Genomic DNA, 25,393 nt, shown 5'->3' on the forward strand with positions numbered 1-25,393 from the left:
GTTCGTTTCCAAACTGCCTTCTAAAATTCAGTTAAATTTATTTAGCAATCGCAATAATCAGAATTACAATAATCAAAACAAGTGCAATAGTTATGAGAGTATAATGGTCTAAGTCCATCGTATTCTCAAGCTCCAATATTTGCTTGTCAAACTGTTTCGTTTCAGAATTATACTTAACATCGTTTATGGCAAACATATCGACGTCTTTATCTCCGTCATTGTCTGCAAAGAATACAGGCATCGGCATTGATTTAACAATCGAGCTTAACTCGGTCTGAAAAGTCTTATATTGAGACTTATCAAAAACAGGCGCTTCATTCGTTCCTGAATTTATGTATCCTCTTATTTCACCGCTTTCTTCGATATTAAGAATATCAAAAATACCGTCATTGTTTTCATCGGCAATAATAGGATTGTTGATTTTCAGGCTGTTAAAAATAAAATCATCAGCTATTCTGTTGATTTCATTTTTATCCCATACTTTATTGATGTCACCGGCATACAAATTAAAACTAAATAAAAATAACGAACAAAATACTATTAAGGTTTTCATTTTGTTAATTTTTATTTTGTTAAAAAAGTTTAATGTAGTCCTGCAGTTATTCCTCGAAATGCCTCAAAAACAATTGAGTAAAAATAATAATTTTCACTCAATACTATCAACATAAAACAAAATAAAAACGTTGCAAAATAATATTAAATGGCAAATTTAAACAAATTGAACAAAATTTGCAGTTTTATGAACCAATTTATTTAATAATTTTGAGTAATATAATATAATAACACGATGTATATCCCTGCGCATTTTAAAGAGACCGATTATAAAAAAATAGTTTCGTTCATAAAAGAATTTAATTTTGGACTTCTTGTGTCAACTGACGAAAACGAAAAAGTAATTGCAACTCATATTCCTTTTATTATCACCGAAAAGGAAAACAAGTTAACGATTAAAACTCATATTGCGAAAGCAAATCCGCAATGGAAGAGCTTTACAGATTCAAAAGAAGTTCTCGCAATTTTTTCCGAGCCGCATGCTTATATCTCACCGACAAATTATATAAAGCAGGAATCTGTTCCGACCTGGAACTATATGGCTGTTCATGTTTACGGCACACCTAAGCTTCTCGAAAGTTACGAAGAACGATTGGCTCTCATTGAAGAAACCATAAATGAATTTGAATCCGATTTTATGCATAAATGGAATGAGCTTTCTGATAAATATCGTAACGGTTTGCTGAACGGTATTGTTGCTTTTGAAATCGAAGTAAAATCAATCGATGCAAAAAGCAAGCTTAGCCAGAACAGATTGCCTGAAGAACGTGAGAACATAATAAATAGTTTATCTTCTTCAAACGATTCTCTGAAAGTAAAAATTTCAGAGCTAATGAAAAATAATAATACATAAATTATGAATAATACTAACAATAAAAATAAGGCTCAGACAAAGCATGTTATTAATCACACAATAAGGTTTTTTATTTTAGCAACGATATTAATAGCATTTCATCTGGTCGTCGGAATGCTTGGTTATCGTTATATCTGCGGGTTTGATTGGGTAGATGCCTTTCTTAACTCAAGTATGATTATGGGGGGAATGGGTGAAATTAACGCATTAACTGATAATTCTTCGAAAATATTTGCAGGTGTGTATGCGCTTTTCAGCGGGCTGATTTTTATTGTAATCATTTCAATACTCATATATCCCGTGCTGAAAGCTTCGATGATAAGACTTCATCTTGATAACTACAGAGATTAATTTTTATTTTCGCTGGAATTGCGGTGTGGTTAACCTTTCTATCATTTCAAAGAAAAGCTCTGTGAGTATTGCCAGAATCGCGGAAGGAATTGCTCCCATTAAAATCAGTTCCGTATTGTTCAGCGCAAGCCCCGTAACAATAAACTCTCCCAATCCTCCCGCGCCAATGAACGCCGCAATGGTTGTCAGGCCGACAATAATTACTGCAGAAGTTTTTATTCCCGCAAGTATAGATGGAAGCGACAAAGGAAACTCGACGTATTTCAGTTTCTGTGTTGTCGTCAATCCCAGCCCGTCAGAAACTGTTTTCAATAGCGGGTCAACGGAAAGCAATCCCGTAACAGTATTCCTCGTAATCGGCAGCAGCGCGTAAAGCACAAGCGCAACAATTGCAGGCAGAACCCCGATTCCGAACAGCGGAATCATCAGTGCAAACAATGCAATTGATGGAATCGTCTGCAAAATCCCCGTCATATATAACACAGGCCGCGTCAATTTTTTTTGCAGATAAATCAAAATTCCCAGCGGAACAGAAATCAATATCGCAATAAATATTGCAATCGCACTGATTTTAATATGCACCAAAGTTTTTGAAAGTATGTCACTTAATATATGCGTCTGTTTAAATTCAGTTTCCTGATGAATCAAATTTTCCTTTTTCAAAAAATCATTTGCGACTTCAGCAAAAGTTTTGTTTTGATACAGCACCGCCGCATTCATTTCCTGCATTTGATGTTCATCGATTTTTCCCGATAAACTATTTAAAATATTTTTTGTATTCTCATCAAGCTCAGGTCTGTAAAACGAAACCGCCGAGTAATCAGGGAAAAAATTCTTATCATCTTTAAGAATCACTAAATCATATTTCGTAATCTCCCCGTCCGTTGAATACGCATCCGTCAAATCAATCTTCTCCTCTTCAAGCGCTCCGTATGCAAGCCCATGCTCAATACCGACGGGCTTTTGAGGAAGTGCATATTCTTTCGCAAGATTATCCCACCCGTCCTGACGTTTTATAAATTCGTAACTCAAACCAAGTTTTAACTGAGGATGATTTCGTAAATCTGAAATTGTTTTAATATTCAACCTATCCGCTAACGACTTCTTCATCGTCAACGCATAAGTATTGTTAAATCCGTACGGCTGTGAGAATGTTAAGTTTAGATTCGACTGCGCAAGCTTCCGGATACTGTCGGTTGGAATATTACCATCAACTTTTAAAATTTCTTCCTTTATTGTGCCGGTATATTCAGGATAAACCTGTATCTCGTTGTTCTTTAAAGCTTCATAGCAAATCAATGTCCCGCCAAGATTAAATTTCCTCTCGACTTCATATCCATTGCTCTCAAGAAGCTGCGAGAGAATTTCACTTAATATATATCCCTCATTGAAATGCTTCGTACCGACAGTAATTTTTTCTTTCTTGAAAAAAGTGAAAGAAAAAATTAATGGGATAATAAGTATTAAATAAAATTTATACTTCATTATTAAATAGACTGGGATTCCCGCCTGCGCGGGAATGACTTCTGAAAATTTATTCCTGAGGATATTTTCCTATTTCCTGAAACAGCGAAAGAAAATCGTTAACATCCCACGCTTCACAGATTTTACCGCCGCGGATTTTCAAAATCGCTGTTGACTGCCAGTTAACCGGTGTCTTCGTAGCAGGTACTCCCATAAACTCGCCTTCGTGAGTTCCTTTCCATGTTTCATGCACCGCTACCAAATCTTCCTCAGCAAGAGAAACTTCAATAGTATTCTGCAAATCAGGAAACGCCGCAATGAACATCTGCACTGCTTCCTTTTGTCCTTTGATTCCGCGCTGTTCGCCGTTATGAACAAAATCATCGGTTAAATATTGCCCGATGAAATCAATTTTCTTTTCGTTGATAATAGTGTGGTAAAATTCCTGAACAATCTTTTTGTTTTCTTCTAAGTCCATGATGTTATATTTTTATATAACAACGTTTTTTGGTTAAATAAAGTTTTTGGTACAGCTTCAAATGGATGACCCAAAGGGTTCCCCCTGCCTACGCTGGAATGACAGAATGTTTTTCAATTCTTAAAATCTTATCTCCCAATGTTTTTGCTTCGTGCATGTCGTGAGTTACAAGCAGAATCGTTCGCGGTTCCGTCTGCTGAATATGCAAAATCTCTTTATGAATATCGGTTCGCGTTTCAGGGTCGAGCGATGAAAATGCTTCATCGAGCAAATAAATTTTTGGATTCAAAAACATTGCTCTTACAATTCCCGCTCTTTGCTGTTCGCCTCCCGATAATTGATAAGGATGCTTCTGTAACAAATGCTCGCCAAAGTGAACAAGCTTAATCAATTCATTTACCCGTTCATCAATTTTGTTTTTATCCCAATTATTTATTCTGCCAAGCAAAGAAATATTTTCGTAAGCAGTCATGTGCGGAAATAACCCCGTTCCCTGCACCGAATACCCTATTTTTAATCTAAGCTCCGGCAGATTGTTATAATCAATCTCATTTTCAAAAACAAAAACCTTCCCCCCCGACGGCTTCACAAGCCCGTTAACCATCTTCAAAAGCGTTGATTTTCCCGCTCCCGTTTTGCCGATAATGACAGTAATTTTATTCTTTTCGATGTCGAGATTTATGTCATCGAGAATTTTTTGCTCTCCAAAAAACTGCGAAACATTTTGGAAACGAATAGGAAACATTAATGGTTTTATTATTTTATCAAAAACAATATATTAATAATAAACATTTAACTCGCTGTATTTATATGGAAATTACAACTTTAAAATCAAAGTTGGGGGAAAACAATTCTGCAATTTCAGGAAAAAAGAAAGAGCTTCTCGATTCTTTTCTGAGCGTGCGAAAAATGACCTTTGAAATTCTCGAACCGCTCGAAATCGAAGACTACGTTGTGCAGACCGATGCATTTATGAGTCCGCCCCGTTGGCACGTCGGACACACAACCTGGTTTTATGAACAGCTCTTAAAATCTTATTATCCTGACTTCAAACCTTTTCACAAAGACTTGGCATTTTATTTTAATTCATATTATCTCACTTACGGAAAGCTTTTCAACAAAGCAAAACGCGGAACAATCTCACGCCCGACAGTAAAAGAAACTTTCGAGTACGCAGAGTTCATAAATAATCAGGTAATAAAATTCTTTGAAGATGAACGTACTCAGCTTACAGATGAAATGATTAAAAATTTTCTCATCGGCTATAATCACGAATGGCAGCATCAGGAATTAATCGTATATGATTTACAACATTTGCTTGCCGATGATTACAAACCCGTGAACATGATTGAGCTTCCTCATAAAAACGGTCACATCGTAAAACAAGAAATGATAAAAATTCCCGAAGGAATGTTCATGCTCGGTTTCGATAACAAAAAGTTTCCCGACCGCTTTGCTTACGACATTGAAATGCCTGCGCATAAAGTTTTCATAAATAAATATTCAATCGATAAATATCCTGTCACCAACGGACATTATCTCGAGTTCATAAATGCAAAAGGTTATGAGGATTTTCATTACTGGCTTTCCGACGGATGGTATTGGAAAAACGATAACGAAATTTTCGCTCCGCTTTACTGGGCAAAAGATGATAACGGCAAGTGGTTTAAATATGATTTCAGAGGAAAAGTTTTCATCGATGACATTCTAAACGAACCCGTTACTCACATAAGCTACTTCGAAGCCGATGCCTTTGCAAAATGGGCAGGCAAGCGCCTGCCGACTGAAGCAGAATGGGAAAAAGCCGCATCGTTCAACGAAGACACAGGCGAAAATAATTTATTCCCGTGGGGAAACGACGACCCTGATGAAAGCAAAACCAACCTGCTTGGATTTAACATCTGGAAACCCGTCAACGTCAACTTTTTTGAAAAAGGAAAATCATATTACGGATGTTACGGAATGATTGGCGATACATGGGAATGGACTTCATCGGAGTTCATGGCTTACCCCGGCTTTAAATCCGGCTTCGCTGAATACAACGACAAATGGTTCAGCAATCAGAAAGTCTTGCGCGGAGGTTCATTCGGAACACATTACTTATCAACAAAAAACACTTACAGAAACTTCTTCAAAACTCACGAACGCTGGCTAATCTCAGGATTCAGATGCGTGAAGGATGAGTAAAAATACGTTTTATTTCCCTTTGAAATTTTTAGCTTATGTTTTATTTTTACCTATTATACCCATTAATCAAAAACCATAAAGGGGGGTCTTAACTCTATGCAATTTGTTTTCAAATTTCTTGTAATTTCCTCATTTATTTTTCTTACCTCTTCAATGTGCTTAGCGCAGGCAAACTCTGTTCAGCTTCGTAACGGTGTGGGAGGTCTTATAAGCTCGCACTCAAACATACAGGAAGCTTACAATGCAATCCCCGCAACAATTACACAGTCATATTTCATTGAAATCCAGTCAAACTATGACGGCTCGACTGAAGTATTTCCCATAAGTATGACTTCACGCATCGGAAGCGGTCCTACAAATACAATATTTCTCAGACCTGCTGCAGGCAACAATAACGAGGTTATTTCAACCAGCATAAACAATAACGCCGTTATTGCAATAGACGGAGCAGATTACGTTGTCATTGACGGAAGACCGGGCGGAGCCGGAACAGCAAATGGGCTTACGATTTCCAACACAATCTCCACCGGCACAAGCTCCAATACTGTTAACTTAATTAACAGTGCAAATCAATGTGTTATTCGTTACTGCACACTTACCAATGCAACTCAAAACACTGCCGGTCCGAGAGTGGTAAGCTTTGGAGTTTCACCGGGTGACCCCCATGGAAACTCAAACAATCTGATAACAAACTGCATTATTGACGGAGGCAGAACCGGAGTCGGAAGTAACGGGACCGCCGCAATTAACAATGACAGCAACATAATTCGTTCGTGCGAAATAAAAAATTGGGGATTTGCCGGCGTGTGGATGCAGGCAAACTCAAACAATATGATAATTGACTCCTGTTCGATTTATACAACCGGATATAATGTAACCAATCCTTCCGGAATCTCGCTCGCTGTTTCTGCGGCTTATACCGTAACAATCAAGAACAATAAAATTTATGATGTAAAATCAACATCGACTTCGACAGGATTAACAATAAGAGGAATTTATACATCAGTTGCACCGGGTGCCGGCTCTACAATAAACATTTATAATAATTTTATTTCACTCACCGATAATTTCAACAATGCAGTTACTGTTTATGGAATTTTATTTACGGGAACAAATGATTATACCTGCAATGTTAATTACAATTCGATGAAATTAGGCGGAACGCATACGGGCGGCGGAACAAATACTGTTCTTTCTGCGGGAATCATAAAAACCGCAACAGGACAGCTTATTTATAATCAAAAAAATAATATCATTATTAACAACAGAACCGGAGGAGTTGGAACGGGTACGCATACAGGTTCTGCGCTTACAGGAATGACCGGAATTACAGGTGTTGACTATAATGTTTATTATTCCAATGCCGGAGCAAATTCATCGATGGCTGTCTGGGAAGGTATTACATATACCGATTCAACAGTATACCGCGCTGCAACTCTTCCAAATGAAGTGAATACAAGATTCAGAAACGTAACGTTTGTATCCGATACCGACCTGCATCTTGCAGGTGCATCGCTTACGGATAATTCGCTTCGCGGAATACCCGTTCCGGGAATATTAACGGACATTGACGGAACAATAAGAAATGCTTTATTTCCATCAAGAGGCGCAGACGAAGTTGCATTGGTCGGCATCACAAATGACCCTGTTGCGCCATCACAGTTTAGGCTTTCACAGAATTATCCGAACCCCTTTAATCCTGTAACAAGTATTAATTACGAAATTCCTGTTTCAGGATTTGTAACTTTAAAGCTTTATGATGTTTCAGGAAAAGAAGTTGCAACTTTGATAAGCGGAAATATGACTGCGGGATATTACACGGCAAGATTTAACGCATCAAACTTCGCAAGCGGAACGTATTTTTATACTCTCACTTCAGGTGATACAAAAATCACAAAGAAAATGGTTTTGATGAAGTAACAGGTATTATAAAATTTATGGTTTAAATGAAAACCCGGCAAGAAATTACCGGGTTTTTTATTATGCGCTAACATAAAAATTATTTTTCAAAACAGGAACATTGCTGCTCACATTCAATTCGCACGCAAGTTCTACATCTTTTTCAAAACCTTTTTCAACAAGCTCTCTTCCTGAAATACAATTTTTTATTTCTTCGAAAATATTGCTTGAAAAACTTTGAAAAACCGATAAAGCTGATTTGCTTTCGGGCGATAACGTACCTTTCAGATAGCTTATGATAACTCCTGCGCCAATAAAGTCTTCAAACGCAAACCTGATTGCTCCGTCATTTTTATGTTCTTGCCATTGCTCACCTGCAGGAATTAATGAAATCTTTTTCCCTATTGTCATTGCATATTCGGCAATTGCCTTTGCGTTTCGCAGGCATCCGCAGACAACGGGAATCTTTTTTGCAGATAAGCTTAAAGTCGAACCATTAGGTGAGGGTAAAACTAATTTTGTTCCTTTGGAAATGCTTATTAGTGATTCGGGTGAAAGAGAAAAAGAGTTTTGATTTCGTCTGAGAGAAGCTAATTCCGCATTAATCAATTGTGCAAACTCTTTTGCTGATTCATCTTTATATTTATATGGGAAAACAATCGCTCCGTTTGATGTTGCAATATCAACACAGGTCGAAAAAGAAAGAACATCGATAATTATTATTATATCAGAAAAAGGCGCAAGTGTTTCTATTCCATTTAATCCCCACTCAAGTTTAATATCGTATACAGACTGATTCACACTCCGAATTGCCTTAAATGGTGGTCAAGATGTTTCCATATTAAAACATCCCACTGCTGTGGGGTCATTTCTCCGAAGAACGGGTGCGGATCTTTAGAAACTCCATTTGCTCCGACCCGCCCGATTTTTTCAACTGAGGCAATCAGGTTTTTCTTTTCGGCTTCAAAATTTTTTTCATTTCCTGTCATTACAAATGCCTTATCCGTCGGTAATCCCTGTTTAAAAGGAGTGTCATCAGAAGTTATTTTCTTCTTAACCATATTTCCAAATAATTTACCCATCAAGGTTCTCTTACCTTTAATTTCACCAAGAGCGCTTTTCATGGTTATGTCTGCATGTGCAAGCATTTGTGAAACATTCATTTTACCCCATTGAGCTTTTGATTCCGGAGATAATTTATTTATGCGGTCAATAACTTCCTGGTTATCAGCTGAATTATATAAACTTTTCATAAGAGATTTTATTTTATGTACATCATTTTTTTTGTTGAGATAAAATTTCCTGCAATAAGCTTGCTGTAATAAATTCCGCTCGAATATTTTGACGCATTCCATTTAACCTGATATGTCCCTGAATTCAATTGACCATTCACTAAAGTCTCGGTTTCCTTTCCCATTGCGTCATAAATTTTTAATTGAACAAACTGAGCACTTGCAATATCAAACTTAATCAATGTTTCCGGATTAAATGGGTTAGGAAAATTTTGATAAAGGTTAAAATTATTCGGTGCAATGGAAGAAATAGGATTCATACTGCTTATAACAGAATATCGCGTATAAATTTGTGTTCCGCTTCCTGTCATCAAAATTGTTGGTACTAAATTCGTATTTCCAAAAGCAGGACCTGAATAATAATTATAAGGAAATGGAAGATTAACCGAAATTGATTGCAGATTTGCATTAAATCTATAATATCTTCCTTCGGAAGGAACGGAAGCACCGTTACCAACATATAATTCTCCTACAGCACCAATCAAAAACCTTGGATTAATAGTTCCTGATGATGCAATCTCAATTGATGAGTCAAGAGCAGTGCCGTTTACATAACTCAAACGATATATTTTTCTTCCGTACGGTATATAAACAGAACTGTCGTATGAAATACCAATTTGTGAATATGTTCCCACAGGATGTAAAACCGGTCTAGACCATCTTATGCTTAATGAAGTTCCATCATCTATCAACGAATACATTAATCCACCGTCTCTAATAATATAAATAATTCCGTTTGCTGATATACTGAATGGAATTTCCTGATCGCCATCACCCGGAAGTTCCGGTGAAGAATATTTTGTCTGTCCTGTGTTTGCATCAATAGCAATTAAAGTTTTTGGTGTTGTCAATCCTCCCTGAAAAGCATAAACTGTGTTGCCATTCACGCATAAACATTCTGCTCCTGTATTAGGAATAATCCGATCATTTGTCCACACGCTGTCTCCGGTCATATGGTTAATCCGCATAATTTTTTTTGTTCCTGAACCGGGCAGAATCAAATCACCGTTTGATGTAAATGCAGCTGTCCAGATTATTCCTCTTTCTACCGTATGATTTGATCGCCAGATAACATTTCCATTTTCTGCATTTAAAGCAAAAATGGAGTCATTTCCATTCTGCTGAAAATCACGAACATAAACTTTATCGTCATTGAAACCCATAACTATATACACGGCTCCGGTTTTTTCAAACCGCCAGATAGGACCAGAATTCGGCACACTTGCATAGGAAAATGCATTAACAACAGCTTTTAGGGGTGAAAGTGAGACATAACGCGAGGTAACAAATTTACTGCCATACGAAAAAATCTGCATTCCCCAAATACTGTTATCTGCTGCATAGCTTTTAGAGAGCGGACCAAATAAATATCCGGCATCAGTCAAACCATTCCGTTTACTGTTGCCGCCAACCGTAGTCCATACCGGATCTGTAAACTGTGCAAACGAATAATTTGCAATAAATAAAAACATAAATAAAAACAATAAAATTAACTTTTTCATAGGCGGGATTTTAATTTTATTAAAATTTATAAAATAAATTTAGTTTAACTCTTTTTAAATAACCACAATGAAAAATACTTATTTTCATCTTTCCATTCGGTCAATTTTTGCAGTCCCGCTGAAGTTGTTATATCCAAAACCATTTCATTCGAAAATTTATAGGAGTTTTCTGTGTGAATGCTTTCTCCTTCATCGAAGAAAATCTCCTTATTCTGTTTCCTAAACTTCACATACTGCAAGTTTTTCGAAACAAGGTGCATTTCGATACGGGATTCCTGTTCATTGAAAAAAGCATGGTGAGAAAAGTTATTTAAATTAAATTCTGCTCCAAGCTCCCCGTTGATTCTCTTCAGCAAATTTAAATTAAATGCTTCCGTCACGCAATCGCTGTCGTTATATGCCTTGTGCAGTATTTGCCTATCTTTTATCATATCAAATCCGATAAGAAAAAAATCATCATCAGTCATGTTAGCAGTAATAACTTTCAGCAGATTTGTTGCTTCGGCCGGAGTAAAATTTCCAATGCTTGAACCGAGAAAAATTATAAGCTTAGGTTTGTTGTTTAATTCATTAACTTTTTCGATTCCTTCCTCATACTCGCTCATAATTCCCGTGATGTTTATCGATGGGAATTCAGTTTTTAATTTCTCAACTGTAGTTTCCAGAATATCGGATACGTCAATCGGAAAATATTCAAGTTTGCTAAATCCCCTCTCGAGAGGGGTGTCAACGAAGTTGACGGGGTGTGTTGCAAAATATTTTAAAATAGTTTTTGTCTTAACCGACGTTCCGCTTCCAAGCTCTACAATACATTTTACATTTTTTGTTTTATTAAAAATATCCTCGATATTGTCCTGTAAAATTTTTTCTTCGGTGCGTGTGGGGTAATAATCCTGTGTCTTGCAAATATCTTCAAATAACAATGAACCCTCATGGTCATAGAAGTATTTTGCAGAAATGGATTTGGGATGCGAGGTCAATCCTTTTATAACATCATTTTCAAAATCAGCTTCGCCTCCGGCTGAATTTAGCTTTATGACACTCAAAATTTCGGGATTTTTGTTCATTTAATTTCGTTAAGTTAGTTATTAATATGTATAAATAAAACTAACATTATGGAATATACGTTAGTTGCAAATTTAGTGGATTTAAATGAGTATTTATAAAAAGATAGCTTACTCAAAAATCTTTATTGACGATAACCACGAAAAACCTCTCGGCTTAGATGAGATTTCGCGCGAAGCGTGTATTTCCAAATTCCATTACGTTAGATTATTTAAGACAATATATAACAAAACTCCCCATCAATATTTACTTGAAAAGAAAATAGATAAAGCAAAAGAATTGCTGAAAAAAGATTATCCCGTAACAGACGTGTGTTTTCAGCTTGGTTTTGAAAGTATCCCGTCTTTCAGCAGGTTATTCAAAAATTATACAGGACAAAGTCCGAGAGATTATAAACAAAAAATTTTTCAAATAAACTTTGCCATTAAGCGAGAGCCGCTTATAGTAATCCCCAGTTGCTTTATGGGAATGTTTGCACAAAATAGCAATTTTGAATAAGTTTAATTAAATGAAGATTTGTAATTTGTATTTACAAATCTTAAATAAAAAATATGATAACAAAACTTTCACATTCAACAATTTACGTTACCGACCAGGATGCAGCAAAAGATTTTTATGTCAACACACTTGGATTCGAATTAAAACATGATTTTCCGATGGAAAATAATTTCAGATGGCTTACGGTTTCTCCAAAAGGACAGGATATCGAATTGATTCTTTTGCCTGTTGATAATTCTTTCATAAGCAAAGAAAATGCGGAAAAAATAAAGCAGCTTTCCGGGGACGGCGTTTTCGGACCGGGAGCGTTTGTTACGAACAACTGCAAAGCAACCTATGAGGAACTAAAAGCCAAAGGAGTAAAATTCAAGGGTGAGCCAAAAGAGCAATTTTACGGAACCGAAATGGTAATGCAGGACCCGTTTGGTAACTGGTTTAGCGTGGTCGAACCAAAAGAAATGAAGTAAATCTTTTTTAAATTTTACTCGTATTACGAAAGGAGATTGAGTATTTTCAATCTCCTTTTTAATTAAATTTAGACATATGCCAATCTTTGTTAAAAAAATAACACCCGTGAAAGAAAACTTCATGGAAACGGGAACGGAAGAAGATTTTAAGATTATCGGAGAGCATTTTGAATATTTGAAAAAATTTTTTGACGAAGGAAAACTTTTACTTGCGGGACCCTGTGAGGATGCTGCCTTTGGCATCTCAATCTTTAAAGCTGAAAATCTCGAAGAAGCTCAGCGGTTTTTAGAAAATGATCCTGCTTTTAAAAAAGGCGTTATGAAAGGAGAAGTTCATCCTTACAGACTTTCGTTATTTAATAAAGACTTCGAGTTTTAAAATCCTCCAAAGAAAAATATCACCGTATCATTTCAAAACTAAATAAGTTATTTTCGTTATTCATATAAAAACGCATAGATGGACGTAATTATCGATTTTTTCAAGAATTTAAGAGACTTGGAGGGACTCATAAAATGGGGCGGACTTCTCGTTTTAATCATCATTGTATTTGCTGAAACCGGATTATTAATCGGATTTTTCTTGCCGGGTGATTCGCTTTTAATTACTGCCGGACTTCTCGCTTCTCAGGGTTATCTCGATATTTTCGTGATGAACGTTACTTTAATTCTTGCAGCAATAATCGGCGATACTGTCGGCTACTGGTTCGGAAGAAAAACAGGACCAAAAATTTTTAAACGGGAGAAGTCGAAATTTTTTGCAAAAGAGCACCTGATAAAAGCGCAGGAGTTTTATGAAAAGCACGGCGGCAAAACAATAATTTATGCGCGCTTCGTTCCGTTTGCAAGAACGTTTGCACCAATTGTGGCAGGTGTCGGAAAGATGGAATACAAAAAGTTTTTGTCATATAACATTTTCGGCGGGATACTCTGGGTTGTTTCAATGACATTACTCGGATATTTCTTCGGAAACATTCCCTTCATTAAAAAGAATTTTGAGTATGTGATAATCGGGGTTATTATTATTTCAACTATCCCTGTTATTACGGGATATCTGAAACACAGAAAAGAAATGAAGGCTCAGCAGACAGCGGAGAAGTAAAACTTTTATAAAGAGTTTTCCGTTAAAAGTCTTATGAATACAAATATACAAGATTCCTGTCAATTATTTGCAGGAATCTTTTTTTGTTATATAAACATACTTGGATAAAAAAGAAAAAATATTAATATTTGTTCTCGCGTCGGTGCAATTCACTGCAATAATGGATTTTATGATTATGATGCCGCTGGGTCCGCAGCTTATGCGGATTTTTCAAATCAACCCGCAGGAGTTCGGGTTCCTCGTTTCTGCTTATACTTTCGCCGCAGGGCTTTCAAGCTTTATAGGAGTATTCTGGATTGATAATTTCGACAGAAAGAAAGCTCTGATGAATATGTATCTCGGTTTTCTTCTCGGAACTCTTGCCTGTGCACTCTCGCCAACTTATACAGTTCTGGTGCTTTCAAGAATTTTAACGGGATTATTCGGCGGACTTCTGATGGCGCTCGTGTTTTCCATTATCGGCGATGTCATCGAAGAAAGAAGAAGAGGCACAGCAATGGGTTATGTATCAACTTCATTTTCTCTTGCTTCGGTGCTTGGTGTACCGTTCGGATTATTTATTGCAAGCTTCTGGAACTGGCACGCGCCGTTTTTCTTTCTCGTTGCAATCGGCACCCCGATTTATTTTATGATAATGAAATACGTGCCTGAGGTCAAAGCGCACCTTGTCCATAAAACCGATAAAACAAAACCATACGATACGCTTGTTTATATTCTGAAAAATTCAAATCTGCGGATGGCTTTGGTTTTTATAATGATGCTTGTGCTCGGACAGTTCACGATTGTGCCGTTCATCAGTCCCTATATGTCAGCGAATATCGGGTTTTCAGACAGAGAACTTACGTTGATTTATTTTATTGGCGGAGCTGCAACAATTTTGACTTCACCAAGAATTGGCAAGCTGTCCGATAAATACGGTAAACCAAAAGTATTCATGGTTATGGCTTTCCTTTCTTTAATACCTATTTTCTTTGTTACAAATTTGCCGCCGGTTTCTATCCCAATCGCTCTTATTTTCACAACACTTGTTTTCATCTGCTTCAGCGGAAGATTTGTCCCTGCTACTGCATATATTACATCAGTTGTCAGCAACCGTTACCGGGGCGGGTTCATGAGCATAAACTCCGCATTTATGCAGATAGCTTCAGGCATTGCTTCACTTGTCGCAGGATTTATAGTGGTTGAAAGTCCAACAGGTGAGCTTTTAAATTATCCTTATGTCGGATATATTGCAATGGCATTTACTTTAATTGCAATTTTTATGATTCATAAAATAAAACCTGCACAAGAAGAAACGAGTGCTGTTGTTGTTAAACCTGGAGAGGAAAAAGAAGAAGTAATTTCTACCGAGTTTTAATCTCTTTTAAATTTTTATTTTCGATTAGTTTTCCCTGGCGAAGATTGTAGATTAGCTCTATGTGAAGAAGAATGTATTCGAATTTTTCTTCGATGTTTAATTCTGATATATTAATTTCCTGATGCCCGTCAAATAAAGGATCAATCTTTTTTTTCTTTTCCATAACGACTCTTATAAATTTTTTCTAACTCTTCTATATCTTGTAAATCTTTATGTCTGGGTGGTAAAACATTCTTTTTAGCAAACAACAAATCTTCTATAGAGGTTACATACAAATCTAAATTTCTATATTCTATTTTATCTGCTTTTTTAAATGCATCTTTATAATTAATAGGATATTTTAAAAATACATCAAGCTGTATTTTTCCATCATCTGAAAAAAATGTATAAACTAAAGCATTCTTTTCTTCAACCCATTTATTTCTTTTGCTTTCATCTAAAAAATTCTCAACAGGTTCGGGAATTCTTGGCTTCAATCCGTAAGAATGAGCAATATCTATTATCTTTTTTAAATTTACCTCATCCATATCAGCAAGAATATCTATATCCAAAGTAACTCTGTTAACACCATGCAAAACACATGCTATTCCTCCGCATACAACAAATTTCACATTGCTTTTTGCAAGCTCTTCTAAAAGCGTAAACAGGTTTTTCTCTTTCATCAATAAAATATATATATAAACAAGAAAAAATTTTATATAAATTAAATACCCTATTTTAGAATTAATTACCCTTTAATGCAGGACGGAAATTCCAAAAAGAAAGTCGCGACCATTGTTCTGGTCTCCGCACTTGGATATTTTGTTGATATATATGACCTCGTTTTGTTTGGCATCGTGCGTGTTGCATCTCTTAAAGCGCTCGGCTTAACAGATGCTGAGGTCACCTCAACAGGCATTATGCTTCTCAACATGCAGATGGGCGGAATGCTTGTCGGCGGAATACTCTGGGGAATACTCGGCGACAAAAAAGGACGCGTATCGATTCTTTTTGGTTCAATTATTTTGTATTCCGTTATGAATGTTATCAACGGCTTCGTTACCGACATACCTCAATATGCAATCATAAGATTTTTGGCAGGCATCGGGCTTGCAGGCGAGCTTGGCGCGGGAATCACTCTCGTCAGCGAAACCATGTCGAAGGAAAAACGCGGTTACGGAAACATGATTGTCGCAGGTGTCGGCGTGCTCGGTGCTGTCGTTGCTGCACTTGTCGGCGACTTAACCGATTGGCGCAATGCATATTTCATCGGCGGCGGAATGGGATTCTTAATTCTGCTACTGCGCGTCGGGGTTTATGAATCCGGCATGTACACTTCCATAAAACACACTAACATTCCCAAAGGCGCATTCCTGAAATTGTTCACAAACAAAAAAATGTTTTTTAAATTTTTAAACTGCATACTTCTCGGATTGCCTTTGTGGTTTGCGGTCGGGGTTCTCGTAACTTTCTCACCTGAGTTCGGCAAAGCATTCGGATTCACCACACCGGTCAAAGCAGGTCTTTCAATAATGTTTGCATACATCGGAATTTCTGCGGGAGATTTTTTAAGCGGATGGATAAGCCAGATTTTAAAGTCGCGCAAAAAAGTTATTCACATTTTTGTCAGCGGTGTTACCGTAATGCTTTTTGTATTTTTATTCTTTAACAAGTTCGGAACAACAGGTATGTATGTTTACTGCGGGCTTATCGGCTTCGCATGCGGCTACTGGGTCATTATGCTTTCAAATGCTTCCGAACAGTTCGGAACAAACATGCGCGCAACAGTCACAACATCAGTTCCGAATTTCATTCGCGGCTCGGTAATCCTCAGCACACTTTCATTTCAATTCTTAAATCCCATAACAGGAATAGTTTACAGCGCATTAATCGTCGGACTAACCACAATCATAATCGCGTTCATCGCAACATCACGTCTCGAAGAAACCTTCGGAAAAGATTTAGGCTATGTTGAAATAATTTAATCTTATTAAACTATTTATTAAAGAAGTCATTCCCGCGAAGGCGGGAATCCCAGTATTATTAACATAAATGTTTTAAAACCCCTTCTCACCACTTCACATCCTTAATATTATCTATATAAATCCCATACAGCTCCGCAAAAAAATCATTTAGCTGTTCCATAGGCAAATAATTAAACACTACCGCCCAGTTAACTCCGTTCGTTCCGTCTCTCATCACAAAAGAACTCGTTCCAAAAAACGCTCCCGAGTGCTGCCAGTTCAATCCGTCTAAACTGATATTCCATCCTTTACCTTGAATCTGTTTTGCATCAGGTGCAACCGGGAAAGTTGATTGAGTCTGCATTACCTTTAACATATCGGCATTCAGCAAATGCTGACCCGGCGTTGTCGGGTCAATGTAATTCACAAACTTCACCATGTCCTCAGCAGAGGAAACCCATCCGCCATGTCCGTCCGTAAGCTCAAGCTGAAAATCACCACCGTAAGGCATGTTAATCGGAAGCTCCTCCGCATCAAGCACTGACCACACTCCGTTGTATCTGTCATCTGCATAATAAACCACTTCATTCGGCTGCCGCTCCACAAAACGTGTCTTCGCAAGAACCATATCATTTATTCCCGCCGGTGCTAAAACATTCTGCTGAACATATTGTTCATAAGTAAGCCCCGAAACTTTTTCGATGATTCGCGCAAGAACATTATATCCGAAATTCGAATAAACTTTTTTCTCACCCGGAGGAAAATCAAGCGGCTGTCCCAACATATACCTCACAATGTCTTCAGGGACTGCAGGTCTCGGCTTGCCCAAAGCATCAGGCGCAATGCGCGCATACTTCGATTGCGGGTCGCCATGCTCCCATGTATATCCTGCACTGTGTTCAAGCAAATTCGCAACCGTAATGTCCCAAATTCTCGGGTCAGCAACTTTTATCGGTGTTGATAAAACCAAATCTTCAAGAATTTTAAATGCCTTATCATCAAGCTTCAGCTTTCCATCCTGAACCAGCTTCAAAATCGCCATCGCAGTGAACGGTTTCGATGAGCTCGCAATGCGGAAAATATTATTCGGCGTTGCAGGCACTTTATTTTCTTTATCACCGTAACCCAATCCCTTTGAATAAACTATCTCGCCGCCTTTTGAAAACGCAAGCTGTCCGCCGGGAACGTTCCACTTTTTCATAAACTCAAGCATTTTATCCTCTATTGCTTTCAATCCTGCATTACCTGTCCCGCTTACCGGAATATCCTGAGCATGTAAATTGGAGATGATTAATAAAAACAAAAATCCTTTGATGATGAAAAATTTTTTCATAACAATTATTATTTATTTTAAAAAATATTTTTGTTTATTTTTTGGTAATGACTTTATGATAAGCTCATACGAATGGTCAATCATTTCTTTAATTTCTTTCAGCGGTATTCTCCCTTCGAGCAAAACCGTGTTCCAGTGTTTTTTGTTCATGTGATAACCCGGCTGAACTTCTTCATACTGCTCCCGTAATTCAATTGCTCTTTCAGGGTCACACTTCAGATTTATGCTCAAAGGCAAATCAAAAGATGTTATGGCAAAAATTTTATTTCCTACTTTATAAACAAAAGTATCCTCACCAAAAGGAAACGTCTCCTCAGCTCCCTTCTTTGAAAGTAAATATTTTCTCAGCTCCTCAAATTTCATAATTACATTTCATTCACGATTTTATTTAATTCCCCTCTAGAGAGGGGTGGCGCCGATGAAATCGGCGACGGGGTGTGTTCATTCCTCCACTCTCAACAAAACAACTGCTTAAACCCTATAATCTTATCCGGCTCGCCAAGAACATAAATCACGTCCTCCGGCTCAAGCACAGTATGACCGTCAGGAACGTTCACAACGTGGTCTTTCTTCGCTACTCCAAGCAAGGTAACTCCATACTTGTTTCGCATGTCCGAATCGGCAATCGTCTTATATGCAAGCGGGCACATCTCCGTAACCTTGAAGTTTGCAATTTCCACATTCTGCAAAGCCGAAGTAATATCCATCTCCGGTTTTTCTTCCGTCGATAATGCTCTCAGCATTTCATATCCCGATGACCTTATCAGATTCACTAACTGCTCAATGTCGTTTCTCGGAATCCTGTATCTGTAAAGCACCCTCGTAAAAATCTCAATCGAAGTTTCAAACTCTTCCGAGACAACTTCATTTGCTCCGAGCCTCATCAGTGTATTTATGTCCTGAACATATTTTGTTCTTACTATGGTATAAGCATCCGGGTTTATGTGCTGAATGGTCGAGACAGTTCTCCTCGTTCCAATTGAATCCGATATTGCAATCACAACTACCTTTGCTTTGTTGACCCCTGCCATTTCTAAAATATTTTCATTCAAAGCATCACCAAAAATAATCGGCTCGCCGTTTTTCAATTCTTCTTTCACAACATCAGGGTTTGTGTCGATTATCACATACGGCAGAAGCGCATATTTTGCAGCTTTGACAACGTTTCTGCCGTTCAATCCATATCCGATTACTATGATGTGATTCTTATAATCTCTTATTTTCTGAACTGCAGGGTCTAAGAAATGCTTCTTCGCAAGATACTCCCCGAATCGCATTGAAAAATGCGTGTTCAAAACTCTTTGTGTAATCTTATGACCTGATCTGAAAACAAGCGGTGTAACCGCCATCGTTACAATAGTAACTGCAAGAAAATATTGATACGCATCTCCCGAAATCAACTGCGAATCGAAACCGAGCTTTGCAAGTATGAATGAAAACTCACCGACCTGGCACAAAAGCAATCCGACCAATACCATCGTTCTCACCGAAACTTTCAGCGACAAAGCCGAAAACCACCCAGTGAAAAATTTCAGGCTCATTACAATAAGAGTTATTGTAACAACTACTATGATATGCTCCCATACAAAAAATATATTTAAAAGCATTCCGATTGATACAAAAAAGAAGCTCTCAAAAATTGCTTTAAACGGAATTATATTCCCGACTGCCTCATGGCTGTATTCCGATTCCGCAATTATCAAACCCGCAATGAAAGCTCCCAGTGACAACGAAAGACCAAGTGATGAAGTCGCCCAGCCCACTGCAAAACATATCACGATAATGCTGAGAATAAACAATTCTTTGCTTTTCGTCTTCGTAATCTGATAAAGAAGCTTCGGCATAACATAATGCGTAGCAATGTAAACTCCCGCAATGATTATGATTCCTTTTAGAATCAATATGCCGATATCAGTCAGAACATTATCACTGCTACCCGAAAGAATCGGAATAAAAAGCATCATGGGAACTACGGCAATGTCCTGAAAAATTAAAATGCCGAGCGCAACTTTTCCCTGCGGACTGTTCACTTCTTTGCTGTCCTGCAAAAGCTTCAGAACAATTGCAGTGCTCGAAAGCGAAACAAGAAATCCTATGAAGATGTCCTCTTTCAGCGAGAAATTTAAAAAATAACAAATCACCGCGCTGAGTAAAACCGTGAGAACAATCTGAATCGATCCGCCGATAAAAACATATTTTTTTATTCGCAGTAAATCCTTAATTGAAAACTCAAGACCGATTGTAAAAAGCAAAAGTATTACCCCAATCTCAGCAAGGATTTCAACCTGTGAAACCTGCGTAACAAGACTAAGCAGATGAGGTCCGCAGATTATTCCGGTTATTAAAAGCCCCAGAACAGTCGGCAGCTTCAGCTTGTTAAAAAGCAGAGTCACCAAAACCGAAAGAGTAAGAATTATTAATATGTCGGTAAGTATGGGTATATGCACGAATGCAATTTGTAATTAATAATGAGTAATTAATAATGAAAAAAACAGGTATGAATGTAAATAAGAATTAATTACATTTCATCAGCGGGCTTGAAAAACCACGTATGCTCGGTATCCCTATACCAACCAAGCTTATCATATAAATTCTGTGCGGGTATGTTTGTGTTGCGTGTTTCAAGAAGCATCCCGAAAGCCCCGGTTTCTTTTGCATGCTGTTCAGCTTTGTTAAGAAGCGACTCTGCGACTTTTTGTTTGCGGTAATTTTCGTTTACAAAGAGGTCATTCAAAATCCACATTCTCTGCATTCCCACGGAAGTAAAAGAAGGATATAACTGTGTAAATCCCATTCCGTTGCCGTTTCCATCGAGCGCAATAAATATAACCGAGTCTTTATTTTCAAGACGGTGTTTCATGAAATTTTTTGCGGCTTCGATATCGCTTTCGCGCTCATAAAACACGCGGTATTCATCGAACAGCTTTGAAAGAATATCAAGATGTTTTAATTCTGCGGTCAGAATAATCATAATTTACGGGATTCGATAATGATGCAACAATATCAGCATTACATAGCTCATCTTCAATAAACTTATTCTTTTATACTTTTCATAGCTTCCCAATTCCCTATCTTAAAAATAATCTTTTTATAATATTTCAGAAAATAAATATATGAAAACTATAACCCTTTCCTTGGTAGTTCTATTTTCTTTTTTATTATTTTCATGCAATAAAAAAGATTCATCTTCATCAACAAATAATCAACCGCAATCACAACAACAGACAAACTCTAATACGCAAACACAAACCGGCTCAACCGGAGAGTCTGCTTCCCAAACTTTGAATCAAAAAGCTGATGAACTTATTCCTCTCGAATTTGATAAAAAAAATATTCCGGCATCGGTTAAATACAAAGGAAATATTATGGCGGGTTCAAGATGGCTTGATAAGAACGGCGAGAACTTGCTTATAATTACCGAAACGGACGAACAAACGACGAATAAGGGTGATGAGCGTCTGCTTTCAAAAGAACTTTTTGGGTATTGCTATCTCATCGACGGTGATAAAGCAACTCTTCTGTGGGACATAAATGATTTCATAAAAGAATGCCCGCTTGATATGAAGCTTGAATATATTCCAAACTCTTTGAGCGTTACGGATTTGAACAGTGACGGCAAAGCTGAAAATACTTTTTTATACAGAATGTCCTGCAAAGGAGATGTAAGTCCTGATGCGCTTAAGCTTATGATGCACGAAGGAAACACAAAATACGCAATTCGCGGAACAACCAGAATAGAATTCGAGATTGACGGGAAAAAACAATCTGAAGGGGGCGGTGCAACTCCCGATGCAGCATTCAAAACGGCACCGGAAAGTTTTCTGCCTTATGCTGAAGAACAATGGGATAAGTTCAGAATACAAAAACCGTAGATTATATACATTATAATTACAAAACATAAAGGGGCTTTCGCCCCTTTTGTGTTTTAAATTTGTCCTTCTCTCAAAAGTCTGGAATTCGGTTAAATTCTGTTTCGTTTCAATATCGTCTATCTTCCATACACTTTTCTGTATGCTATGTTTCCAATTATCGGGTATTTTTTAATTTCTCCTTTGTATGCTTTAATTGCAACGAACACCGAATATATTCCGAAAAACATAAGTGCTGCAAAAACAATAAACAAAAGCACCCAGAAAATAATTATCATAATGCCTGATAAATCTCTGCCGGCTGAACCTTTCGCTGCATCTATTATTCCTAAGCATATTCCAAATAAAAACGAACACGGAAGCACAATTATTAGGTAACTCAACTGAAAAAAGATAGCTTCTAAAGAATTAAATGCAACAAATTTACTTTTATCTTTTTGAGTGAAGTATATAATCAAAGATACAAATAGCCCTCCAAAGAAAAACGAAAGGTGGCTAAGCAAAGAAAACAATCTTTCATCAGAGGTTGTCGCTTGCGGATTTGACTCTATGTATTGTTTAATTTCCATAAACCTGTCTGTAAGCCATATTGCCAACTATCGGATATTTTTTAATTATCCCCTGATATGATTTTATAGAGGCAATGATTGCAAGTATTATAAAATAAATAACGATAGCAAAAATAAAAAGCGCTGCTGCGGCAATTAAAATTATGGCAAGAGGCGACATATCGTTTCGTGAAGTTGTCGAAGCCATTGCCCCGATACTTACGACTATTGTTATTACAAATGCCGCTACAAAAACAACAACAATATAAAATATGTGAAAGTAAATTGTCTCAAGCGCGTTGAATGCGACGAATTTACTTTTCCCTTTTTGAATGAAATATATTACAATGGGAATTACCAATCCTCCAAAAAAAAGCGATAAATGACAAAGCATTGAAAGAAGTTTTTCATCCGAAGTTAAATTTGTTTCCTGTTGTTGTTCCATAATTTTTTGTTTATTAAAATTATTTAAAACAATATGCTTTTACAAGCAAATTACTAATTAAAATTATTCAGGTAGCCGAACCCTTCAGGGTTCGTTTAAACGAAAGCTGAAGCTTTCGGTAATTAATTATTGTTAACTTCCTGTCGGCTTAATCGTGCCGGTCTCAAACATCAGCATCACCGTTTTCTTCGGAGCACGCGGCTTATGCAAAACACCCTTTGTAATTGTAGTTCCCTGCATCGGGTCAAGCTCTATAGTTTTTTCTTTTCCATATTCTTTCACATCAATAAACAACTTTCCTTCCAGCACAAAAAAGAATTCATCTTCATCATCGTGCTTATGCCAGTGAAACTCACCCTCTATTATCCCGATTCTCACGACACTGTCATTCACCTGCGTCAAAGTCTGGTTAAACCACTTCTCTTTATTCCCCTTTACAACATGCGGAACGTCAACCAGCTCAAGATGATTATACTTCACATCAAGATTTATATTATACTTGCCGTAATCTTTTGTTTCATTCATATCTTATTCTGAATTTTTTATTATTTTATTCAATATAATCTTACATAATTCAATTATCAGCCAACTTTGTGCTTCATAAAAGACCTAATTTCCGCCTTTTATTTTTCGCAAAATACGACTAATTTAGTCTTGTTTCAGGAATTAAATACTGCCTTTCAAAGTTATAATTTATAGAAACTAAACTACTGTATTTACAGAATTTCTGAATAATTTTAAACATGAGCGATCAAAATCAAATTTTAGAAGAACTTACCGGAACCGACTACAAATACGGATTCATCACGGAAGTCGAAGAAGAACGTGCCCCGAAAGGACTGAACGAGGACATCGTAAAGTTCATTTCACAAAAAAAGAACGAGCCCGAATTTATGCTTGAGTGGCGCCTGAAAGCTTACCGCTACTGGCTCACTATGACCGAACCAAACTGGCAGAACGTTCACTATCCGCCAATCGATTATCAGGATATATATTACTACGCCGCGCCAAAAGATTTCAAGAAACTGAAAAGTCTTGATGAGCTTGACCCGGCAATCAAAAAAACTTATGACCGTCTCGGTATTCCTCTCGAAGAGCAGATGATGCTCGCAGGAGTTGCAGTCGATGCCGTTATGGATAGCGTTTCAGTTGTAACAACATACAAAGAAAAGCTTAAAGAGCTTGGAATAATTTTTTCACCTATCAGCGAAGCAATTCAGGAACACCCTGAGCTCGTGAAAAAATATCTCGGCTCAGTCGTACCTTATACCGATAACTTTTTTGCATCATTGAACTCGGCGGTTTTCTCCGATGGTTCATTCGTCTACATTCCAAAAGGCGTTCGATGCCCTATGGAGCTTTCGACTTACTTCAGAATCAACGCGCAGAATACGGGACAGTTCGAAAGAACTCTTATCATCGCAGATGAAGGAAGCTACGTAAGCTATCTCGAAGGATGCACCGCGCCTATGCGCGATGAAAACCAGCTGCACGCCGCAGTCGTTGAATTGATTGCGCATGACAATGCAGAGATAAAATACTCGACCGTTCAGAACTGGTATCCCGGCGACAAAAACGGCAAAGGCGGTATCTATAACTTCGTTACCAAACGCGGAATCTGCGCGGGCAACAATTCAAAAATTTCATGGACGCAGGTTGAAACAGGTTCTTCGATTACATGGAAATACCCGAGCGTGATTTTAAAAGGCGATAACTCAATCGGTGAGTTTTATTCCGTTGCAGTTACAAACAACAAACAGCAGGCAGATACAGGAACGAAAATGCAGCACATCGGCAAGAACACAAAAAGCCGTATCGTATCAAAAGGTATCTCCGCAGGAGAAAGCAACAACAGTTACCGCGGACTTGTCTCTGTTGCAAAACGCGCAGACAACGCAAGAAATTTTTCGCAGTGCGATTCACTTTTAATGACTGACAGATGCGGAGCGCATACGTTCCCGTATTTTGAAATTGATAATCCGAGCGCAATAGTTGAGCACGAAGCAACAACTTCAAAAATCGGTGAAGACATTATGTTCTATTGCCAGCAAAGAGGAATCTCCGAAGAAGATGCGGTTGCGTTAATCGTCAACGGATATGCAAAAGAAGTTTTAAACCAGCTCCCGATGGAATTTGCAGTAGAAGCCCAAAAGCTCCTCGCAATTTCATTAGAAGGAAGTGTTGGGTAAAA

The 25,393-nt window shown here is 37.5% G+C and carries 29 protein-coding genes; 12 read left to right on the plus strand and 17 right to left on the minus strand.

Going from position 1 to position 25,393, the window contains the following annotated elements:
* Positions 1-37 precede the first annotated feature (37 nt).
* On the minus strand, positions 38-553 hold the full coding sequence (locus VHP32_03855; protein HEX2787015.1) for a hypothetical protein: 516 nt from the start codon (positions 551-553) through the stop codon (positions 38-40).
* 234 nt (positions 554-787) lie between these two features.
* On the opposite strand from VHP32_03855, the gene VHP32_03860 reads away from it, so the two are divergent.
* Both VHP32_03860 and VHP32_03865 read left to right on the plus strand, forming a co-directional pair.
* Complete coding sequence (locus VHP32_03860; GenBank protein ID HEX2787016.1) at positions 788-1,405, plus strand: FMN-binding negative transcriptional regulator; 618 nt, start codon at positions 788-790, stop codon at positions 1,403-1,405.
* Positions 1,406-1,408: 3 nt separating this feature from the next.
* The gene (locus VHP32_03865) at positions 1,409-1,756 is read left to right on the plus strand and encodes a hypothetical protein (GenBank protein ID HEX2787017.1); all 348 of its coding nucleotides are present in this window, start codon (positions 1,409-1,411) and stop codon (positions 1,754-1,756) included.
* A gap of 3 nt (positions 1,757-1,759) precedes the next feature.
* On the opposite strand, the gene VHP32_03870 is transcribed toward VHP32_03865, so the two are convergent.
* The 3 genes from VHP32_03870 to VHP32_03880 form a co-directional block, all read right to left on the minus strand.
* Positions 1,760-3,241: a glycine betaine ABC transporter substrate-binding protein gene (locus tag VHP32_03870; GenBank protein ID HEX2787018.1), complete on the minus strand. Its 1,482-nt coding sequence runs from the start codon at positions 3,239-3,241 to the stop codon at positions 1,760-1,762.
* 49 nt (positions 3,242-3,290) lie between these two features.
* Entirely contained in the window at positions 3,291-3,698 is a 408-nt protein-coding gene (locus VHP32_03875; protein HEX2787019.1) for an ester cyclase, read from the minus strand.
* Between the two features lie 88 nt (positions 3,699-3,786).
* On the minus strand, positions 3,787-4,443 hold the full coding sequence (locus tag VHP32_03880; protein ID HEX2787020.1) for an ATP-binding cassette domain-containing protein: 657 nt from the start codon (positions 4,441-4,443) through the stop codon (positions 3,787-3,789).
* Between the two features lie 65 nt (positions 4,444-4,508).
* Between VHP32_03880 and egtB the strand changes: the two genes are divergently transcribed.
* Both egtB and VHP32_03890 read left to right on the plus strand, forming a co-directional pair.
* Positions 4,509-5,885 (plus strand): ergothioneine biosynthesis protein EgtB, encoded by a 1,377-nt coding sequence (gene egtB, locus VHP32_03885; GenBank protein HEX2787021.1) that lies wholly within the window; start codon positions 4,509-4,511, stop codon positions 5,883-5,885.
* Between the two features lie 96 nt (positions 5,886-5,981).
* Positions 5,982-7,805: a T9SS type A sorting domain-containing protein gene (locus VHP32_03890; GenBank protein HEX2787022.1), complete on the plus strand. Its 1,824-nt coding sequence runs from the start codon at positions 5,982-5,984 to the stop codon at positions 7,803-7,805.
* Between the two features lie 60 nt (positions 7,806-7,865).
* Here the strand turns inward: VHP32_03890 and VHP32_03895 are convergent, their stop codons facing one another.
* From VHP32_03895 to egtD, 4 genes are read right to left on the minus strand one after another with little or no spacing between them, the layout of a single operon-like run.
* Positions 7,866-8,585, minus strand: a complete 720-nt coding sequence (locus tag VHP32_03895; GenBank protein ID HEX2787023.1) for a 2-phosphosulfolactate phosphatase — start codon at positions 8,583-8,585, stop codon at positions 7,866-7,868.
* Positions 8,582-9,037 (minus strand): DUF1569 domain-containing protein, encoded by a 456-nt coding sequence (locus tag VHP32_03900; protein HEX2787024.1) that lies wholly within the window; start codon positions 9,035-9,037, stop codon positions 8,582-8,584. The genes VHP32_03895 and VHP32_03900 overlap by 4 nt, the downstream gene beginning before the upstream one ends.
* Before the next feature lie 8 nt (positions 9,038-9,045).
* Positions 9,046-10,578 (minus strand): PQQ-binding-like beta-propeller repeat protein, encoded by a 1,533-nt coding sequence (locus VHP32_03905; GenBank protein HEX2787025.1) that lies wholly within the window; start codon positions 10,576-10,578, stop codon positions 9,046-9,048.
* 44 nt (positions 10,579-10,622) lie between these two features.
* Entirely contained in the window at positions 10,623-11,645 is a 1,023-nt protein-coding gene (egtD, locus tag VHP32_03910; GenBank protein HEX2787026.1) for an L-histidine N(alpha)-methyltransferase, read from the minus strand.
* A gap of 85 nt (positions 11,646-11,730) precedes the next feature.
* On the opposite strand from egtD, the gene VHP32_03915 reads away from it, so the two are divergent.
* The 5 genes from VHP32_03915 (at position 11,731) to VHP32_03935 (ending at position 15,064) form a co-directional block, all read left to right on the plus strand.
* On the plus strand, positions 11,731-12,141 hold the full coding sequence (locus tag VHP32_03915; protein HEX2787027.1) for an AraC family transcriptional regulator: 411 nt from the start codon (positions 11,731-11,733) through the stop codon (positions 12,139-12,141).
* A 53-nt stretch (positions 12,142-12,194) separates the two neighbouring features.
* Positions 12,195-12,608 (plus strand): VOC family protein, encoded by a 414-nt coding sequence (locus VHP32_03920; protein ID HEX2787028.1) that lies wholly within the window; start codon positions 12,195-12,197, stop codon positions 12,606-12,608.
* A gap of 76 nt (positions 12,609-12,684) precedes the next feature.
* A complete protein-coding gene (locus VHP32_03925) occupies positions 12,685-12,987 on the plus strand; it encodes a YciI family protein (GenBank protein HEX2787029.1) in 303 nt (100 codons plus the stop codon).
* Positions 12,988-13,065: 78 nt separating this feature from the next.
* The gene (locus tag VHP32_03930) at positions 13,066-13,707 is read left to right on the plus strand and encodes a VTT domain-containing protein (protein HEX2787030.1); all 642 of its coding nucleotides are present in this window, start codon (positions 13,066-13,068) and stop codon (positions 13,705-13,707) included.
* A 100-nt stretch (positions 13,708-13,807) separates the two neighbouring features.
* Positions 13,808-15,064 carry an MFS transporter gene (locus VHP32_03935; protein ID HEX2787031.1) on the plus strand — a complete coding sequence of 419 codons (1,257 nt, stop codon included), beginning with the start codon at positions 13,808-13,810 and terminating at the stop codon, positions 15,062-15,064.
* Here VHP32_03935 and VHP32_03940 read toward each other — a convergent pair.
* Positions 15,051-15,227 (minus strand): hypothetical protein, encoded by a 177-nt coding sequence (locus VHP32_03940; protein ID HEX2787032.1) that lies wholly within the window; start codon positions 15,225-15,227, stop codon positions 15,051-15,053. The genes VHP32_03935 and VHP32_03940 overlap by 14 nt on opposite strands.
* Complete coding sequence (locus VHP32_03945) at positions 15,205-15,726, minus strand: DUF6036 family nucleotidyltransferase (GenBank protein HEX2787033.1); 522 nt, start codon at positions 15,724-15,726, stop codon at positions 15,205-15,207. Before VHP32_03945 ends, VHP32_03940 begins: the two co-directional genes overlap by 23 nt.
* A gap of 75 nt (positions 15,727-15,801) precedes the next feature.
* Here VHP32_03945 and VHP32_03950 point away from each other — a divergent pair, with 75 nt between their 5' ends.
* Positions 15,802-17,028 (plus strand): MFS transporter, encoded by a 1,227-nt coding sequence (locus VHP32_03950; GenBank protein HEX2787034.1) that lies wholly within the window; start codon positions 15,802-15,804, stop codon positions 17,026-17,028.
* Positions 17,029-17,113: 85 nt separating this feature from the next.
* Here VHP32_03950 and VHP32_03955 read toward each other — a convergent pair whose 3' ends face one another.
* From VHP32_03955 to VHP32_03970, 4 genes are all read right to left on the minus strand, one after another.
* Positions 17,114-18,340 (minus strand): serine hydrolase domain-containing protein, encoded by a 1,227-nt coding sequence (locus VHP32_03955; protein ID HEX2787035.1) that lies wholly within the window; start codon positions 18,338-18,340, stop codon positions 17,114-17,116.
* Between the two features lie 12 nt (positions 18,341-18,352).
* The gene (locus tag VHP32_03960; GenBank protein HEX2787036.1) at positions 18,353-18,703 is read right to left on the minus strand and encodes an MmcQ/YjbR family DNA-binding protein; all 351 of its coding nucleotides are present in this window, start codon (positions 18,701-18,703) and stop codon (positions 18,353-18,355) included.
* A gap of 92 nt (positions 18,704-18,795) precedes the next feature.
* The gene (locus VHP32_03965) at positions 18,796-20,787 is read right to left on the minus strand and encodes a cation:proton antiporter (GenBank protein HEX2787037.1); all 1,992 of its coding nucleotides are present in this window, start codon (positions 20,785-20,787) and stop codon (positions 18,796-18,798) included.
* A gap of 71 nt (positions 20,788-20,858) precedes the next feature.
* Positions 20,859-21,311, minus strand: coding sequence for a GNAT family N-acetyltransferase (locus VHP32_03970; protein ID HEX2787038.1), 453 nt, complete (start codon positions 21,309-21,311; stop codon positions 20,859-20,861).
* Positions 21,312-21,453: 142 nt separating this feature from the next.
* On the opposite strand from VHP32_03970, the gene VHP32_03975 reads away from it, so the two are divergent.
* Positions 21,454-22,212, plus strand: a complete 759-nt coding sequence (locus tag VHP32_03975) for a hypothetical protein (GenBank protein HEX2787039.1) — start codon at positions 21,454-21,456, stop codon at positions 22,210-22,212.
* A 116-nt stretch (positions 22,213-22,328) separates the two neighbouring features.
* Here VHP32_03975 and VHP32_03980 read toward each other — a convergent pair whose 3' ends face one another.
* The 3 genes from VHP32_03980 to VHP32_03990 all read right to left on the minus strand — a co-directional run bounded on the left by VHP32_03980 (position 22,329) and on the right by VHP32_03990 (position 23,727).
* Positions 22,329-22,805, minus strand: coding sequence for a DUF4870 domain-containing protein (locus VHP32_03980; protein ID HEX2787040.1), 477 nt, complete (start codon positions 22,803-22,805; stop codon positions 22,329-22,331).
* Positions 22,768-23,202, minus strand: a complete 435-nt coding sequence (locus VHP32_03985) for a DUF4870 domain-containing protein (GenBank protein ID HEX2787041.1) — start codon at positions 23,200-23,202, stop codon at positions 22,768-22,770. The genes VHP32_03980 and VHP32_03985 overlap by 38 nt, the downstream gene beginning before the upstream one ends.
* Positions 23,203-23,334: 132 nt before the next feature.
* Complete coding sequence (locus VHP32_03990; protein HEX2787042.1) at positions 23,335-23,727, minus strand: cupin domain-containing protein; 393 nt, start codon at positions 23,725-23,727, stop codon at positions 23,335-23,337.
* 218 nt (positions 23,728-23,945) lie between these two features.
* On the opposite strand from VHP32_03990, the gene sufB reads away from it, so the two are divergent.
* Positions 23,946-25,391 carry a Fe-S cluster assembly protein SufB gene (sufB, locus tag VHP32_03995; GenBank protein HEX2787043.1) on the plus strand — a complete coding sequence of 482 codons (1,446 nt, stop codon included), beginning with the start codon at positions 23,946-23,948 and terminating at the stop codon, positions 25,389-25,391.
* The last annotated feature ends 2 nt before the right edge of the window (positions 25,392-25,393 follow it).

The organism is Ignavibacteria bacterium (genome assembly GCA_036262055.1).
In the GTDB taxonomy this organism is placed as follows: Bacteria; Bacteroidota; Ignavibacteria; order Tepidaquicellales; family Tepidaquicellaceae; genus DATAJP01.

Coding starts and splice junctions, on each gene's coding strand:
- VHP32_03855 (HEX2787015.1), bottom strand. CDS start 553: ATGAAAACCTTAATAGTATTTTGTTCGTTATTTTTATTTAGTTTTAAT.
- VHP32_03860 (HEX2787016.1), top strand. CDS start 788: ATGTATATCCCTGCGCATTTTAAAGAGACCGATTATAAAAAAATAGTT.
- VHP32_03865 (HEX2787017.1), top strand. CDS start 1,409: ATGAATAATACTAACAATAAAAATAAGGCTCAGACAAAGCATGTTATT.
- VHP32_03870 (HEX2787018.1), bottom strand. CDS start 3,241: ATGAAGTATAAATTTTATTTAATACTTATTATCCCATTAATTTTTTCT.
- VHP32_03875 (HEX2787019.1), bottom strand. CDS start 3,698: ATGGACTTAGAAGAAAACAAAAAGATTGTTCAGGAATTTTACCACACT.
- VHP32_03880 (HEX2787020.1), bottom strand. CDS start 4,443: ATGTTTCCTATTCGTTTCCAAAATGTTTCGCAGTTTTTTGGAGAGCAA.
- egtB (HEX2787021.1), top strand. CDS start 4,509: ATGGAAATTACAACTTTAAAATCAAAGTTGGGGGAAAACAATTCTGCA.
- VHP32_03890 (HEX2787022.1), top strand. CDS start 5,982: ATGCAATTTGTTTTCAAATTTCTTGTAATTTCCTCATTTATTTTTCTT.
- VHP32_03900 (HEX2787024.1), bottom strand. CDS start 9,037: ATGAAAAGTTTATATAATTCAGCTGATAACCAGGAAGTTATTGACCGC.
- VHP32_03905 (HEX2787025.1), bottom strand. CDS start 10,578: ATGAAAAAGTTAATTTTATTGTTTTTATTTATGTTTTTATTTATTGCA.
- egtD (HEX2787026.1), bottom strand. CDS start 11,645: ATGAACAAAAATCCCGAAATTTTGAGTGTCATAAAGCTAAATTCAGCC.
- VHP32_03915 (HEX2787027.1), top strand. CDS start 11,731: ATGAGTATTTATAAAAAGATAGCTTACTCAAAAATCTTTATTGACGAT.
- VHP32_03920 (HEX2787028.1), top strand. CDS start 12,195: ATGATAACAAAACTTTCACATTCAACAATTTACGTTACCGACCAGGAT.
- VHP32_03925 (HEX2787029.1), top strand. CDS start 12,685: ATGCCAATCTTTGTTAAAAAAATAACACCCGTGAAAGAAAACTTCATG.
- VHP32_03930 (HEX2787030.1), top strand. CDS start 13,066: ATGGACGTAATTATCGATTTTTTCAAGAATTTAAGAGACTTGGAGGGA.
- VHP32_03940 (HEX2787032.1), bottom strand. CDS start 15,227: ATGGAAAAGAAAAAAAAGATTGATCCTTTATTTGACGGGCATCAGGAA.
- VHP32_03945 (HEX2787033.1), bottom strand. CDS start 15,726: ATGAAAGAGAAAAACCTGTTTACGCTTTTAGAAGAGCTTGCAAAAAGC.
- VHP32_03950 (HEX2787034.1), top strand. CDS start 15,802: ATGCAGGACGGAAATTCCAAAAAGAAAGTCGCGACCATTGTTCTGGTC.
- VHP32_03955 (HEX2787035.1), bottom strand. CDS start 18,340: ATGAAAAAATTTTTCATCATCAAAGGATTTTTGTTTTTATTAATCATC.
- VHP32_03960 (HEX2787036.1), bottom strand. CDS start 18,703: ATGAAATTTGAGGAGCTGAGAAAATATTTACTTTCAAAGAAGGGAGCT.
- VHP32_03970 (HEX2787038.1), bottom strand. CDS start 21,311: ATGATTATTCTGACCGCAGAATTAAAACATCTTGATATTCTTTCAAAG.
- VHP32_03975 (HEX2787039.1), top strand. CDS start 21,454: ATGAAAACTATAACCCTTTCCTTGGTAGTTCTATTTTCTTTTTTATTA.
- VHP32_03985 (HEX2787041.1), bottom strand. CDS start 23,202: ATGGAACAACAACAGGAAACAAATTTAACTTCGGATGAAAAACTTCTT.
- VHP32_03990 (HEX2787042.1), bottom strand. CDS start 23,727: ATGAATGAAACAAAAGATTACGGCAAGTATAATATAAATCTTGATGTG.
- sufB (HEX2787043.1), top strand. CDS start 23,946: ATGAGCGATCAAAATCAAATTTTAGAAGAACTTACCGGAACCGACTAC.